Annotated in this window: 17 protein-coding genes; 7 read left to right on the forward strand and 10 right to left on the reverse strand. The window is 63.6% G+C overall.

Translation table 11 applies throughout. The features are described 5' to 3' along the window. Positions 1-67: 67 nt before the first annotated feature. The 4 genes from GM658_RS21835 to GM658_RS21850 are packed head-to-tail and all read right to left on the reverse strand — an operon-like array spanning position 68 to position 2,499. The gene (locus GM658_RS21835; protein ID WP_155456172.1) at positions 68-1,012 is read right to left on the reverse strand and encodes a sensor domain-containing diguanylate cyclase; all 945 of its coding nucleotides are present in this window, start codon (positions 1,010-1,012) and stop codon (positions 68-70) included. Positions 1,013-1,016: 4 nt separating this feature from the next. Continuing rightward, positions 1,017-1,448, reverse strand: coding sequence for a nuclear transport factor 2 family protein (locus tag GM658_RS21840; RefSeq protein WP_155456173.1), 432 nt, complete (start codon positions 1,446-1,448; stop codon positions 1,017-1,019). Beyond that, positions 1,445-2,128 carry a hypothetical protein gene (locus GM658_RS21845; protein ID WP_155456174.1) on the reverse strand — a complete coding sequence of 228 codons (684 nt, stop codon included), beginning with the start codon at positions 2,126-2,128 and terminating at the stop codon, positions 1,445-1,447. The genes GM658_RS21840 and GM658_RS21845 overlap by 4 nt, the downstream gene beginning before the upstream one ends. Continuing rightward, complete coding sequence (locus tag GM658_RS21850) at positions 2,128-2,499, reverse strand: VOC family protein (RefSeq protein WP_155456175.1); 372 nt, start codon at positions 2,497-2,499, stop codon at positions 2,128-2,130. Before GM658_RS21850 ends, GM658_RS21845 begins: the two co-directional genes overlap by 1 nt. 80 nt (positions 2,500-2,579) lie before the next feature. Here GM658_RS21850 and GM658_RS21855 point away from each other — a divergent pair, with 80 nt between their 5' ends. The 7 genes from GM658_RS21855 to GM658_RS21885 all read left to right on the forward strand — a co-directional run bounded on the left by GM658_RS21855 (position 2,580) and on the right by GM658_RS21885 (position 6,441). Beyond that, positions 2,580-3,131 (forward strand): GNAT family N-acetyltransferase, encoded by a 552-nt coding sequence (locus GM658_RS21855; protein WP_155456176.1) that lies wholly within the window; start codon positions 2,580-2,582, stop codon positions 3,129-3,131. 115 nt (positions 3,132-3,246) lie between these two features. Further along, positions 3,247-3,486 (forward strand): hypothetical protein, encoded by a 240-nt coding sequence (locus GM658_RS21860; RefSeq protein WP_155456177.1) that lies wholly within the window; start codon positions 3,247-3,249, stop codon positions 3,484-3,486. Further along, on the forward strand, positions 3,479-4,375 hold the full coding sequence (locus GM658_RS21865) for a sensor histidine kinase (protein ID WP_155456178.1): 897 nt from the start codon (positions 3,479-3,481) through the stop codon (positions 4,373-4,375). The genes GM658_RS21860 and GM658_RS21865 overlap by 8 nt, the downstream gene beginning before the upstream one ends. Before the next feature lie 3 nt (positions 4,376-4,378). Then, on the forward strand, positions 4,379-5,158 hold the full coding sequence (locus tag GM658_RS21870; protein ID WP_155456179.1) for a LytR/AlgR family response regulator transcription factor: 780 nt from the start codon (positions 4,379-4,381) through the stop codon (positions 5,156-5,158). 78 nt (positions 5,159-5,236) lie between these two features. Then, positions 5,237-5,662: a VOC family protein gene (locus tag GM658_RS21875; protein ID WP_155456180.1), complete on the forward strand. Its 426-nt coding sequence runs from the start codon at positions 5,237-5,239 to the stop codon at positions 5,660-5,662. Further along, on the forward strand, positions 5,662-6,060 hold the full coding sequence (locus GM658_RS21880) for a VOC family protein (protein ID WP_155456181.1): 399 nt from the start codon (positions 5,662-5,664) through the stop codon (positions 6,058-6,060). Before GM658_RS21875 ends, GM658_RS21880 begins: the two co-directional genes overlap by 1 nt. Then, the gene (locus GM658_RS21885) at positions 6,061-6,441 is read left to right on the forward strand and encodes a YybH family protein (protein WP_155456182.1); all 381 of its coding nucleotides are present in this window, start codon (positions 6,061-6,063) and stop codon (positions 6,439-6,441) included. It abuts the gene before it with no gap. Here GM658_RS21885 and GM658_RS21890 read toward each other — a convergent pair. The 6 genes from GM658_RS21890 to GM658_RS21915 form a co-directional block, all read right to left on the reverse strand. After that, positions 6,434-7,648: a nucleoside deaminase gene (locus GM658_RS21890; protein WP_371865214.1), complete on the reverse strand. Its 1,215-nt coding sequence runs from the start codon at positions 7,646-7,648 to the stop codon at positions 6,434-6,436. The genes GM658_RS21885 and GM658_RS21890 overlap by 8 nt on opposite strands. A gap of 10 nt (positions 7,649-7,658) precedes the next feature. Then, on the reverse strand, positions 7,659-8,063 hold the full coding sequence (locus GM658_RS21895) for a cytidine deaminase (protein ID WP_155456183.1): 405 nt from the start codon (positions 8,061-8,063) through the stop codon (positions 7,659-7,661). 118 nt (positions 8,064-8,181) lie between these two features. Beyond that, positions 8,182-9,504: a thymidine phosphorylase gene (deoA, locus tag GM658_RS21900; RefSeq protein WP_155456184.1), complete on the reverse strand. Its 1,323-nt coding sequence runs from the start codon at positions 9,502-9,504 to the stop codon at positions 8,182-8,184. Positions 9,505-9,636: 132 nt separating this feature from the next. After that, on the reverse strand, positions 9,637-12,024 hold the full coding sequence (locus tag GM658_RS21905; protein ID WP_371865216.1) for an aldehyde dehydrogenase family protein: 2,388 nt from the start codon (positions 12,022-12,024) through the stop codon (positions 9,637-9,639). 12 nt (positions 12,025-12,036) lie between these two features. After that, positions 12,037-12,999: a deoxyribose-phosphate aldolase gene (gene deoC, locus GM658_RS21910; RefSeq protein ID WP_155456185.1), complete on the reverse strand. Its 963-nt coding sequence runs from the start codon at positions 12,997-12,999 to the stop codon at positions 12,037-12,039. Next, entirely contained in the window at positions 12,996-14,189 is a 1,194-nt protein-coding gene (locus GM658_RS21915; protein WP_155456186.1) for a phosphopentomutase, read from the reverse strand. The genes deoC and GM658_RS21915 overlap by 4 nt, the downstream gene beginning before the upstream one ends. Between the last annotated feature and the right edge of the window lie 21 nt (positions 14,190-14,210).

Below are 14,210 nucleotides of genomic sequence, written 5' to 3' on the forward strand. Positions count from 1 at the left end.
GCCGAATCGCCGCAAAGGCTACCGCCGGCAGGAGGATTTGCCGCTTGACTGAGCGACCAAGCGCGAATCAATCCGACTTGCGCGCCATCGCCACCAGTTCAGAAATGGCCTTGCTGTCTTCCGGGAAGAGCGCGCTGCCAACCTGCATGGCCGGATCGACCTTGCCGCCATCCGCCAGCAGCACCGGCTCCGAAGTGGCGGCCTGACGGAAGCGCAGCACCTGGCTCTGGACAATGGTGCGCCGCCCCGCCACGCTCAAGATCACGCCGAATTCATCGACGCTTAGTCTTGCCAGCAAATCGCCTTCGCGGCACTCTTTGGCAAGGCGTTTGGCCAGTTCCACCATCACCTCCTGGCGATAAGGATGAGCGCGCGCCACCATCACGCCTACATGGCTGCTGTGGACTATTGCATCATCGGTGCGCAGGCGCAGCTGCTCGTAGAAGGAAGAACGGTTCGCCAGCCCCGTTGCCGGGTCATGCGTCACCTTGCGCTGCAAGACTTGCGTACCTTCCTGCGAAGCGTGGTACATCATGGCGGCCGTCATGTCGGCGATTGCCTGCCCGATCGGCACCTCGTCCTGGTCGAAGGGACGCGGTTCGCGCCAGGCCAGTTTCAGCACGCCGCCTGGCTGGTCGCCAAAGAACAAAGGCAGGATCGCCATCGAGCGCAAGCCCACGCGGCGGCAGGCCTCCCGGTTCACCCGGTCGTCGACTTCGGAATCGTTACAGGCAGCAGCCTGGCGCGTGGTCAGCACCAGCCCCGACAAGCTGCCCTTGATCTGCATGCGCAGGCCGAGCTGCGCCTCCGCCAGGCCGTGCGCGGCGCGGTACACCACTTCGCTGCCTTCCACCAGCTCGATCACGGCGCCGTCCGCGCCGGTCAGCTGCATGGCCTTGGCGGCGGCGCAATCCATCACCGGGCCGAAAGCCTGGCCCAGCCGCGCCAGTTCGAGCTGGGCGTCGATAATGGCGACCAGCTTTGATGGGGGAAGATCCAGCCGGTCGCTCATCGCCTTATTCCTTTATCTCGGTGATCTGCACATTGGCCACGCGCCACTGGCCGTCCTTGCGCACATAAACGTCGACGTAGCGGTAATGGCTGCCGAACGGCTTGCCGTCCCAGCTTCCCGTCATGCGCGTGCTGCCGCTGACCAGGGCGACGTCGCCGTAGAAACGGACGTCCATGTCTTCCACCGTATAAGGATTGATGACCAGCCTTGGCGACATGATCACTTCCAGGAAAGCCGCCTTGCCGGCCAGATCACCGCGCGCGCTGATCTGGCGGAAGTCTTCCGCCATATTGGCGGCGATGGCCGCGCTGTCCTTGCGGATGATCGCCTTGTCCCAGGCATCCGCCTGCCGTACCAGCTGTTCGGTGGGCGTTGCAGCCGATGCGCTGAGGGACATTGCCAGCGCGGCGGCGATGAATGCAATACGTGTTTTCATTTTCCGCACAATTTCAGGTTATGGAAGGTGGCCTTGGCCGTGCTGGCATACGACTCATAATCGGCCGGCGGCAAGTTCTCTTCAACGGCTTTCATTGTCTTCATTTCGGCCGCATAAGTCTTGGCCAGCGTCTCCATGCAGGCCGCAGGCTGATTCATATGATACTGCGCCAGTGCCAGGTCATTCAGGGCACGGTCGCTCTCCATCCAGTACAGCAGATGCGAACACTCGCCCAGCCAGCCGCTCAGCGTGTCGTACGCTTGCTGGTAGTTCTTCGCCTTGTATTGCAGCAGGAAGGCGTCCTTGGCCGCCTTGCTGGCGGATGGGGTGCAGGCCGGAGGCGGCAGATAATACCTGCCTTCGAAGGTGGCGCGCGCGCCGCACACGCCCATGCAGGAGTCCTGCGACTGCTTCGTCACTTCGATCACGTCCCCTTTCTGCGCGAACGTGATGCGGCATTCGGCCTGGTCCGGCTCATCGTCGTACAGCGTGCCCTGGGTGCCTTTGATATTGCCGCCCAATTCGCAGGTATGCGCATTGGCGCCGAAAGTGGACAGGCCGAACTTCTTCATGCCTTTGGCGGCGGGCGTGATGGTGAGGGTGCCGGTGCCGCCTTCGCGTTCGTATTCAACCGGCTGGGCCGCAGCCAGCGCCAATGCAAGCAGGAGTACGGATGCCATCAGATATGCTGGTCGATCAGGATTGGATTGCCGTCCGGGTCGACGGTGATGATGTATGCCGGGCCGGTCGTCGATTCGTCGGCGCGCGCGGCCAGCTGGATGCCGTTTTCCTCCAGCTGGCGTTGCAGCTGGCGCACATCGGTAAATCCGGGCACCAGCTGGGCATTGCTGTCCCAGCCCGGATTGAAAGTCAGTGTGTTCTTTTCGATCATGCCCTGGAACAGGCCGATCACCTGCTCGCCATTTTTCATGATCAGCCAGTTCTGCGCGATATCCCCGCCAAATTCCTTGAAACCCAGCTTGCCGTAAAACTCGCGTGAGGCTTTGATGTCCTTGACGTTGAGGCTGATGGAAAAGACGCCGAGTTGCATGCCGAACTCCCCAGGGAAAGGATAGACATTGGGAATCTAACATTTGCTAGAATGAAAATCCACTTTCCGATGAATCAGACATGCCCGCCTTCGTCCCCTTCACCCTGTCCGCGCCACGCCTGCAGCTGCGCTTCCTGGCTCCGGCCGACGCACCGGCCCTGTACCGCATGTATTCCGATGCCGAGGCCATGCGCTACTGGAGCAGCGCGCCCTGGGACAGCATGCAGCAGGCCGATGCCTACCAGGCTGCCGCCCAGGCCGGCTACGAAAGCGGCGAGCTGCTGCGCATGGGGATCGAGGTCGGCGGCGAACTGGCCGGCATCGTCAATTTATATAGTTTCAACCGCCAGAACCGCCGCTGCGACATCGGCTATATGCTGGACCGCGGATTCTGGGGCAAAGGCTATATGCAGGAAGCCATGGCCGCCGTCATCGACTACGCCTTCCGCGTGTTGCGCCTGCACCGCATCGAAGCCGACATCGACCCACGCAACAGCGCCTCGGCCAGGCTGCTGAAGAGCTTGCATTTTGTACACGAAGGCCGGATGCGCGAGCGCTGGATCATTAACGGCGAGATCTGCGACACCGACTTTTTCGGCCTGCTGCGCTCCGACTGGCAGGCCGCGCGCTAGCAGTTTATCGGCCTCCGCAGCAGGTCATCCACCCCTCTTTGCAGTTCGTCGGATAGGCCGCCAATGTTGCCAGCAACAGGGGTACAGTTGCACCATCGAAAACAAGGAGGAAGTGATGAAAACCATCAATAAAAGCGCCAAGGAAACCGTGAAAGAAGTGTGGCAAGCCTTCGTCGGCATCGGCCGCCACTTTGTGCGCACCCTGGACCACATGTCCTGGCCGGCAATCATCGCCATGTGCATCATGGTCGCCCTGTTCCTGACCATCCTGCCGCTGGTGATCACCCTGTTCATCGGCGTGCTGATCGCCAAGCTGGCCATCAACGTATTCGCAGACAAGAAACAACATGGCTAATCGTGCACGCGGCGTGCTCTCCTTCGTTGGCGAAATCGGCGAAACCGCCAGCGCCATGTGGTGGAGCTTTTTCGACTGGCTGGCCCAGGTGCCGTTGCGCCAGCTGGTCGTCACCTGGGTCCTGGCGTTCCTGCTGGCGGCAACGCCGGCTTTGCACCCGGAGCAGGCTGCGTTCTTTGTGCTGTTGTCGGCAGGGTTGAAGATCCTGGCCGGCGGCAAGCGCAAGGCGGAAATTGAAGCACGTGAAGCGGCAGTAGAAGCAGGCAACGAAAGCCTGGAACGGCGCCTGGTGGAAGCCCAGATGTCGGCCCTGCAGGCGCAAGTCGAGCCGCACTTCCTGTTCAACACCCTGGCCCTGATCGGCCAGCTGATCGAAACCGACCCGCCGGAAGCGGCCAAGATCCACACCCACCTGATCGAATACCTGCGCGCCACCCTGCCCCAGATGCGCTCGCGCGGCAACGGCACGCTGGGCCGCCAGATCCAGATGGCGCGCTCCTACCTCGCCATCATGCAGGCGCGCATGAAGTCGCGCCTGGCCGTCTCGCTGGACGTGCCGCCCGAGCTGGAAAGCGCCACCTTCCCGCCGATGATGCTGCAGATCCTGATCGAAAACTCGATCAAGCACGGCCTCGAGCCCAAGGTGGAAGGCGGCCGCATCGATATCCGCGCCAGCGTCAGCGGCAGCGTGCTGCAGGTCGACGTGCAGGACGACGGCGTCGGCTTCAACGCCTATGCCGGCGACGGCGTGGGCCTGACCAATGTGCGCGAACGCCTCAAGCTGATGTACGGCACGCGCGCCCAGCTGCTGATCGAGCAGCCCATGGATGGCGGCTGCCGCGCCTCCATCTGCATCCCGTTTGCACCGGATATTTTCGCCAAGCCATAAATCATGACCCAGCCCACAGCCACCGCCATCATCGCCGACGATGAAGAACCGATGCGCGACATGCTGCGCAAGCGCCTGCAGGAAGCCTGGCCCGAGCTGGACATCGTGGCCGAAGCGGCCAACGGCATCGAAGCCATCGCCCTCGCCGGCCAGCACCAGCCCGACATCGTCTTCCTCGATATCCGCATGCCCGGCCTGACCGGCATCGAGGCGGCGCGCATGCTGTTCAACCGCTGCCATATCGTCTTCATCACCGCCTACGACCAGTACGCGATTGAAGCCTTCGAACAGGGCGCGCTCGATTACCTGCTGAAGCCGGTCAACCTGGAGCGCCTGAAAACCGCTTGCGGCCGCCTGCAGTCGCGCCTGGGCAAGGCGCCCAGCAATATCGAACGCCAGCTGACCCAGCTGCTGCAGCAGACCGGCCGCAGCCCGGCCGGCGCCGCGCCGCAGGCCGAGTACCTGCACTGGATCCAGGCCCAGGTCGGCAACAGCCTGCGCATGATCTCGACCAAGGAAGTGTTGTTCTTTCGCGCCGATGAAAAATATACGCGCGTGCAGACGGCACAGGGCGAATTCCTTATCCGCAAGACTTTGAAAGAGCTGGAAGATGAGCTGGATCCAAACGAATTCTGGCGCATCCACCGCTCCACCCTCGTGCGCGTCGACGCGATCAGCGAAGTGACGCGCGACCTGCGCGGCCGCCAGATGGTCCGCGTGCGCAATTCACCGGAAGAACTCGAAGTCAGCCGCGGCAACACCCATTTATTCCAGCAAATGTAGGGCTCCAGCGTCCGCTTGCTCCCCGTACGGTGCTAGTCTATATTGTCCTTTCCATGCTGCGTTTTCAGGGAGAGAACGATGACGATTCCAAAGGCTACGCGCGCGACCATCATGCCTTGCCTGCGTTACCGCGACGCGCCCGCCGCGATTGACTGGCTCTGTAAAACCTTGGGTTTCAAGGCCGCCCTGGTGGTCCCCAACGAAGACGGCACCATCGCCCACGCCCAGCTTTCCTATGGCAACGGCATGATCATGCTAAGCTCCATTTTTGATACCGAGTACGGCCGCCTGTTGAAGCAGCCCGCCCAGGTAGGCATGGCGGTCACGCAAAGCGCCTACCTGGTGGTCAACGACGCCGACGAAGTGCACGCGCGCTGCGTGCGGGCCGGGGCGCCAATCGAGATGCCCTTGCAGGATGAAGATTACGGCGGCCGTGGCTTCACCTGCCGCGATCCCGAGGGGCATGTGTGGAGCATCGGCACTTACGATCCCTGGGAGCACTGATGGGACGCACTGTTCACTTTGAAATCCATGCCAGCGCGCCGAAAGCCCTGATCGACTTTTACGGCAAAATGTTCGACTGGAGCTTTTCCAAATGGGAAGGCGGCGAGTACTGGCTGGTCGGCACCGGCGAGGTGGGCGCGCCCGGCATCAATGGCGGCCTGCTGCCGCGCCGTGGACCGCGCCCCGAGGAAGGAGCCTCCGTCAACGCCTTCGTCTGCACCGTCGACGTGGAAGACCTCGACAAATCACTGGCGCAGCTGAAGGAACTCAAAGGCACCGTTGCCGTGCCGCGCATGCCGATCCCGGGCGTGGGCTGGCTGGCCTATGCCAAGGACCCGGACGGCAATATCTTCGGCATGATGCAGACCGATGCCAGCGCCTCCTTCGAAGGAGCCTGAATGAGCGACGAACAGGCCATCCGCGACCTGGTCGCCGAGTGGACGCGCGCCACCCTGGCCGCCGAGGTCGAGCGCATCCTGCCCTTGATGACGGAAGACGTTGAATTCTACGTGCCCGGGCAGCCCATCATGCGCGGCCGTGACGCTTTCGAGAAAGGCGTGCGCGCCGTGCTGGCCTCCCATCGCGTTGCATCGCATGCCGACGTGCAGCAGGTGGAAGTCAGCGGCAGCCTGGCGTATTGCACCACCCGGCTGCAGGTGGAGATCACGCCGCTGGCGGGCGGCGCGACCATGCGCAAGGAAGGCCATGTGCTGTCGGTTTACCGCAAGAACGTCGCCGGCAGCTGGCAGCTGGCGCGCGACGCCAATATGCTCAGCTGAGCGCTGCCACCAGGGCCGCGTCCGCAACCTGGGCCGGGCGGATCTTGATCAGGTTGCGGTACAGCGGCGGCAGGTGGCTGCAGATGTCGTGCAGCGCCTGTTCCGGCATCGCGGCGCGCACGTACTGGAACTGCGCCGGATTATTCAGCGGCAGCGCCCCTTCCATCGTCGAACCGTAAGCGCCCAGCGCCATGAAACTCAGCGCGCTGGCATCCGGCCCGTGCGCGAAAACAAACGTGCCGTCTTTCGGGTGCCCCAGATAATGGCGCACTTCCGCCTGGGTCGCCGCATCGGCGCCTTCCATCAGCTTGTAGCGCAGCTGGGCATAAGCCCGCGTGCACTCCATGAACGCCGTGCGGATGGCGGACGTCTGCTGGCGGCCGTGGCAGCACAGCAGCAAGTTGCCGAAGGAGTCCAGCAGCGCCACCGCATCGCCATTCCCGCCGTGCGCCTTGTCGCGCGCCATCGCCTGCTGCAGGTATGGCGCCAGGCCGGCATCCGGCGTGCGCGGCGCGCAGCGGTAAGTCAGCGCATCGGGAAAGGCGCGCTTCAGGGCGCGCACGATGAAGTGGTCATCCGGCAGCGCGGCAGGGTCTTTCAGTTCCTGCTGCGGCGGATCGATATTGAACAGGTCCATCACGGTGGCCGATGTGGCCTCGAACACCAGCGAGCATAAGGCTTGCGTCGGCTCGGAGATGGTTTTGCCGATGAAGAAAGGCTTGGGCGCAGCCCCTGCCCCGCGCCGCGAATACGAGGAAGTGCCCAGCACCGCCGGATACGAGAAGGTCTTTTCCGCTTGCGGGCGCAGCGCGGCCGGCAGCGACGGGAAGAAGGCGGAACCGTTGTAGTTGATGCCGGCCTTGCCGTCCGGCGCCGCCACGACCACGTTGAAACCGGCGGCCAGGATCGCGCCCGTGCACATGCAGCACGGGTCGAGCGAAGTGACGATGGTGCATTCTTCAGGCGGCGGCAATTCGCGGCCCTTGGCGCGTTCGGCGAAGTACCAGTCGATCAACTGGCGCTCGCTGTGCGCCGTGGGGTCGTAAATCAGGCCCAGCTTGATGACGTTGTTGTGCAGCGCCTTGAGCACGGTGCCGCTGGCGTCGAGCAGGACGCCGCCGACACCGAAGGTGCCCTGGCTTTTTGCTGCAATCGCTTCGGACGCCGCCATGGCGACCGCTGTTTGAACGTCAATGGCCTTCTTCACGCTTGCTTCTTTACTTCTTGAGGTCCCAGCCACCGAAGGCTTCCGGCAGCAATTCTGCCGCAGTTGTTTCGCGCGTGTCGCCCTTCAGGTTGGCCAGCACCACGGGCAGCTGGTTGCCGCCCAACTCCAGCGTTACCTGGCGGCAGGCGCCGCACGGGGCGATCGGCTTGTCGGTCTCGCCGACGACGGCCAGCTTGTCGAAGTCGCCCGGCTTGTAGCCTTGCGCTATCGCGCTGAAGAAGGCGGTGCGCTCGGCGCAGTTGCACAGGCCATAGCTGGCGTTTTCCACGTTACAGCCGTGGAAGATCTTGCCGTCCTTCGCCAGCAGCGCTGCGCCGACTTTGAAGTTCGAGTACGGCGTGTAGGCTTTCAGGCGCGCGGCCTTGGCTTCTTCGATCAGTTTTTCGTTGCTCATGCATTCTCCAAACCCGGTAAACCTGGGTCAGACCCAAGGGTCAGACCCGCGGTATGCCGGAGCCACGGACTGCGGATATGGCGGGTCCGATCCTTGGGTCGTACCCGGGTTTACGGGTTTAAGGCCGGATAGTACGGTACACAATCGGATTGGCAGCAGGCGCCGCATCCGCAATAGTGTATGCCGCCTGCACCTCGCGCACCGCCTGCTCCGCAGCAGCCTGCGTGCGCGCATGCACCATGGCCAGCGGCTGGCCGGCCTGCAAAGGCTGCCCCAGCTCCGCCAAGTCAGTCAAACCGACAGCAAAATCAATCGCGTCGGTCGGACGCCGGCGCCCGCCGCCCAGCGACACCACCGCCAGCCCGATCTCGCGGCAAACAGTCGAAGCAGCATACCCCGCACGCGGCGCCGGAACCGGCACCACGATCGGCGCGCGCTCCAGGTGCCGATCCATATTCTCCACCAGGTCCGCCGGCCCGCCAAGCGCCTTCACCATGCGCGCAAAGCGCTCTGCCGCTTCGCCCGAATCCAGGGCATGCTGCAGCTTGACGCGCGCCTCGGCCTCGCTGGCGGCCAGCTTGCCCAGCACCAGCATCTCGGCACACAGCGCCATGGTCACTTCATGCAGGCGAGCAGGACGGAATTTGCCGGTCAGGTAATCGATTGCGCCGCGCACTTCCAGCGCGTTGCCGGCCCACGGCGACAGCGATTCGTTCATGTCCGTCAGCAGGGCCGACGTCAGGGTGCCCGCGCCATTACCCACCTTGACGATCGATTCGGCCAGCTCAACCGATTTCTCGTAGCTTGGCATGAAGGCGCCGGAACCAACCTTCACGTCCATCGCCAGCACGTCCAGGCCCGCCGCCAGTTTCTTCGACAGGATGGAGCCGGTGATCATGGCCACCGACTCCACGGTCGCGGTGACGTCGCGGATCGAGTAGAAGCGCTTGTCCGACGGCGCCAGCGACGCCGTCTGGCCGATGATGGCCACCCCGACGTCCTTCACCACTTCGCGGAACTTGTCGTTGGTCGGGACGGTGGAGTAGCCGGGGATGGAATCGAACTTGTCCAGCGTGCCGCCAGTGTGGCCCAGGCCGCGGCCCGAGATCATCGGGACGAAGCCGCCGCAGGCCGCGATCATCGGGCCCAGCATCAGGGACACCACGTCGCCGACGCCGCCGGTGGAGTGCTTGTCCATCACCGGGCCGGGCAGGTTCAGGGACTTCCAGTCCAGCACTTCGCCGGAATCGCGCATGGCCAGGGTGAACGCCACGCGTTCGTCCATGGACATGTCGTTGAAGAAGACTGCCATCGCCAGCGCGGCGATCTGGCCTTCGCTGACGCTGTTGTCGGTGATGCCTTTGACGAAGAATTGGATTTCTTCTTTCGACAGCACGCCACCGTCGCGTTTTTTACGGATGATTTCCTGGGGGAGGAACATTTTTTTCTCTTTTCTTTTTTACTTCCAACCCGGTAAACCTGGGTCTGACCCAAGGGTCAGACCCTGCCAGCGCATCGTGCAGTGGATGGGTCCGACCCTTGGGTCGTACCCAGGTTTACCGGGTTTAGCGGTTTAAACGCCGTAAGGAATCCAGATATTCTTAACCTGCGAAGCATGCGCCAGCACCACGCGCCCGCCCGCCTGCGCGGTCGAGAACCAGTCACGCCCCTTCGCGCCACCGGTCCAGGTCCGCTTCAGCGACCCGGCCGACAGCTTCTCCACTTCCGCGCAGCCGGCAGCCGAACCATCGTGGCGCCAGATCGCATCCACATCGAAGTGCGAAGCCAGCGTACGCGCCAGTTCATCGGCCGAGCCGGTCACGATATTCACCACGCCACCCGGCAGGTCCGAAGTATCAAACACCTGGTACAAATCGGTTGCCGACAGCGGATACGCTTCCGAAGGCACAGCCACCACGCGGTTGCCCACGGCGATCGCCGGCGCCACCAGCGAGATAAAGCCCAGCAGCGGATTCTCATTCGGGCAAACGATACCGATCACGCCGATCGCTTCATTGAGCGCCACGGTAATGCCATGCATCGGCGGCTGGTGCGCCAGGCCGTCGTACTTGTCGGCCCAAGCCGCCCAGTAGAACAGGCGCTCGATCGAAGCCTGGACTTCCTTCTCAGCGTTCTTGCTGCCGGTCTGCGCAGCGATACGCTCCGCGAATTCGGCGCCGCGCGCCGCCAGGTTTTCAGCGATGTAATACAGCACCTGCGCGCGGTTATGCGCAGTCGCCTTGGTCCAGCCGGTCGCCTTGTGCGCTGCTTCAACGGCGTTACGGATGTCCTTGCGGTTGCCCTCGCCCACTTCGCCAAGGAACTTGCCGTCGGCGCCGTGGATCGCGCGCGAGTAAGCGCCGTCAGGGCGCGCCTGCTTGCCGCCGATGTACAGCTTGGCCGTGCGGTCGACCGCGAACGGATCGGCCGACGGGGTGAACTCGGTGTCAGGCTTGGCAGGCTTCTTGAACGAAGGTGCAGCGGGACGCGCATCTTCCGACACCGGCACCAGGTATTCGAACATGCCTTCGCGGCCGCCTTCACGGCCGTAGCCCGATTCCTTGTAGCCGCCGAAGCCGCAAGCGGCGTCGAACTGGTTGGCGGTATTGATCCAGACCACGCCAGCCTTGATCTGCGGCGCCATGTCCAGCGCCAGCGAGATGTTCTCGGTCCACACGCAGGAGGCCAGGCCGTACACGGTGTTGTTCGCCAGCTGCACGGCTTCAGCCGGAGTGCGGAAGCTCATCGCCACCAGCACCGGGCCAAAGATTTCAGCTTGCGCCACGGCGGCGGAAGTCGACGCGCCGGTGATCAGGGTCGGCGGGAACCACGAGCCGGTGGCCGGCAGTTCGCAGCCGGCGGGCTGGTACACTTCGCAGCCTTCGGCACGGGCGGAATCCACCAGGCCGGCGATGCGCTGCTTCTGGATCGGATCGACCAGGGCGCCGATGTCCATCGACTTGTCCAGCGGGGAGCCCAGGCGAAGGTTGTCCATGCGCGCTTTCAGCTTCTTCAGGAAACGGTCCTGCACGGATTCCTGCACCAGCAGGCGGGAACCGGCGCAGCAAACCTGGCCCTGGTTGAACCAGATCGAATCGACCAGGCCTTCCACCGCAGCGTCCAGGTCCGCGTCTTCGAAGACGATGAAGGGCGACTTGCCGCCCAGTTCCAGCGACAGTTTCTTGCCGGTGCCGGCGGTGGCTTCGCGGATGATGCGGCCCACTTCGGTGGAACCGGTGAAGGCCAGCTTGTCGATGCCCTGGTGGCCGACGATGGCTTCACCAGTGCGGCCGTCGCCGGTCACGATGTTCACCACGCCTGCAGGCACGCCGGCCTGCTGGCAGATCTCGGCGAACAGCATCGCGGTCAGCGGCGTGAATTCAGCCGGCTTGAAGACGATGGTGTTGCCGGCGGCCAGCGCTGGAGCGATCTTCCACGCCAGCATCAGTAGCGGGAAGTTCCATGGCACGATCTGCCCGACCACGCCCACGGCGCGATGGCCCGGGAATTCCTCGTCCAGCAGCTGGGCCCAGCCGGCGTGGTAGTAAAAGTGGCGCGCCACCAGCGGCAGGTCGGCGTCGCGGGTTTCGCGGATGGTCTTGCCGTTGTCCAGGGTTTCCAGCACGGCGAACAGGCGCGCATGCTTTTGCATCAGGCGCGCGATCGCGTACATGATCTTGGCGCGGCCATGGCCGCCCAGGGCCTGCCAGCCCGGCAGCGCCTTGCGTGCGGCAGTGACCGCACGCGCCACGTCGACCGCGCTCGCCTGGGTCAGTTCCGCCAGCTGCGAACCGTCCGCCGGGTTGTAGCAAGCGAAGGTTTCGCCTGGCGATGTCCATTCATTGTCGATAAACAGGCCGAACTTGCGGGAGCGCTGCTCCAGCCACGCTTGCGCTTCTTTCTGGCTTTCTGGTGCAGGGCCGTAGTCCATGGTGTTGAGGATCTCGTTAATAGTTGGCATGGCGGTGTCTTCTTATGGTTGCGCGTGGCGATGGGCGGCGGAATAGGCGCCGGTCACATGGTGCTCCAGCTGGCGCTCGATGTCGGTCAGCAGGCTCGATGCACCGATGCGGAACAGGTGCGGCTCCAGCCATTCGTTGCCCAGTTCTTCCTTCATCACGGTCATGTATTGCAGCGCGGCCTTGGCGGTGCTTACGCCGCCCGCCGGCTTGTAGCCCACCTTGAAGCCGGTGCGCTCGTAGTATTCGCGGATCGCGCGTACCATCACCAGCGACACAGGGATGGTGGCGTTGACGCCTTCCTTGCCGGTCGAGGTCTTGATGAAGTCCGCGCCTGCCATCATGCAGACCCACGATGCTTTCGCCACGTTTTCCAGCGTCACCAGGTCGCCGGTGGCCAGGATGGCCTTCACGTGCGCTTCGCCGCAAGCCTTGCGGTAAGCCAGCATTTCATCGTACAGCGCTTGCCAGTTGCCGGTCAGGACGTGCTGGCGGGTGATCACGATGTCGATCTCCTTCGCGCCGGCGGCGACGGACAATTCAACTTCGCGCACCTTGGTTTCCATGCTGGTCAGGCCGGCCGGGAAGCCGGTCGACACCGCCGCGATAGGCAGGCGGCCCTTCAGCACGGCGTCGGCGTGCTGGATCATCTCGTGGTACACGCAGACGGCGCCGGTCATCAGCTTGCGTTCCTGCAGGCCCAGTGCCTCCACCAGGTCCTGGCGCAGCGGGCGCATGGCCTTCATGCACAGTCGCTCTACGCGGCCCGGGGTGTCGTCGCCTGCCAGCGTGGTCAGGTCGATCAGTTCGATCGCCTTCACCAGCCATGCGGCCTGGTACTCTTTCTTGACAGTGCGGCGGTTCGCCAGCGACGCTGCGCGGCGGTCCGCGGCGGCCTTGTTCACGTGAATGTGATTCAGCCAGCCCAGGTCGAGGCCAATCGCCTCGTTGCGCTTGAAGTCATTATTGATGGTCATAGCAGGTTGGTTCCGTTGGAAAGAGGTTTCACGCCCAGGTGATGCGCGATGGTCTGGCCGATGTCCGAGAAGGTCTCGGAGATGCCGAGCGACCGTGGCTTGACGCCAGGGCCGAAGAACAGCACGGGAATATGTTCGCGGGTATGGTCGGAGCCTGGCGAGGTCGGGTCGCAGCCATGGTCGGCGGTAATCACGCACAGGTCGCCGTCCTTCAGCTTGGCGATGAACTCCGGCAGGCGCGCATCCATTTCATGCAGCGCGTTTGAATAGCCGGCGACGTCGCGGCGGTGGCCGAAAGCCTGGTCGAAGTCGACGAAATTCACGAAGGTCAGCGACTTGTCGCCCGCTTCGTCCTGCGCTTGCAGCAGCTTGTCGAACAGCGCCATGTTGTCGGCGCCTTTCATTACGCGGCTCACGCCTTGCGCGGCGTAGATATCGCTGATCTTGCCCAGCGCGATCACCTCGCCGCCTTCGTTCTTCACGTGGTCCAGCAGGGTGGGCGCGCTTGGCGGCACGGCGTAGTCGTGGCGGTTGGAAGTGCGCTTGTAGTCGCCGTTGGCGCCGACGAACGGACGGGCGATCACGCGGCCGATGTTGTACGGCTGCACCAGCTCATACGCCTTCTCGCACATATCGTACAGGCGCTGCAGGCCGAAGTGCTCTTCATGGCATGCGATCTGCAGCACGGAGTCGGCCGAGGTATAGAGGATAGGCTTGCCGCTGGCGACGTGTTCATCGCCCAGCTCATTGATGATGGTGGTGCCGGAGGCGTGGCAATTGCCAAGGAAGCCCGGCACGCCGCTCAGTTCCTGCAGCTTGTCGGTCAGCTCTTTCGGGAAGGACGGCACGGTCTTCGGGAAGTAGCCCCAGTCGAACAGCACCGGCACGCCGGCGATTTCCCAGTGACCGGACTGGGTGTCCTTGCCGGTGGATTGTTCGCGCGCCGCACCGTAGGCGCCCTTGAACCCGTCGCGCTGCGCGAAGCCCGCTGCCCACTCGCCCGAGGCGGTATGCGCAGCGGCGGCCAGGCCAAGGCTCTCCATGGTGGGCAGGGACATCGGCTTGCCTTCCTTGGCAGCCCATTCCGCGATGTGGCCGAAGGTGTTGCAGGCCTGGTCGCCGTATTTGACGGCATCAGGCGTTGCGCCGAGGCCGAAGGAGTCTAACAACAGGATGAAGGCGCGGGACATTTTTGCCTCTCAAATCAAAAC

The organism is Massilia eburnea (assembly GCF_009720745.1).
Classification (GTDB): domain Bacteria; phylum Pseudomonadota; class Gammaproteobacteria; order Burkholderiales; family Burkholderiaceae_D; genus Rugamonas; species Rugamonas eburnea.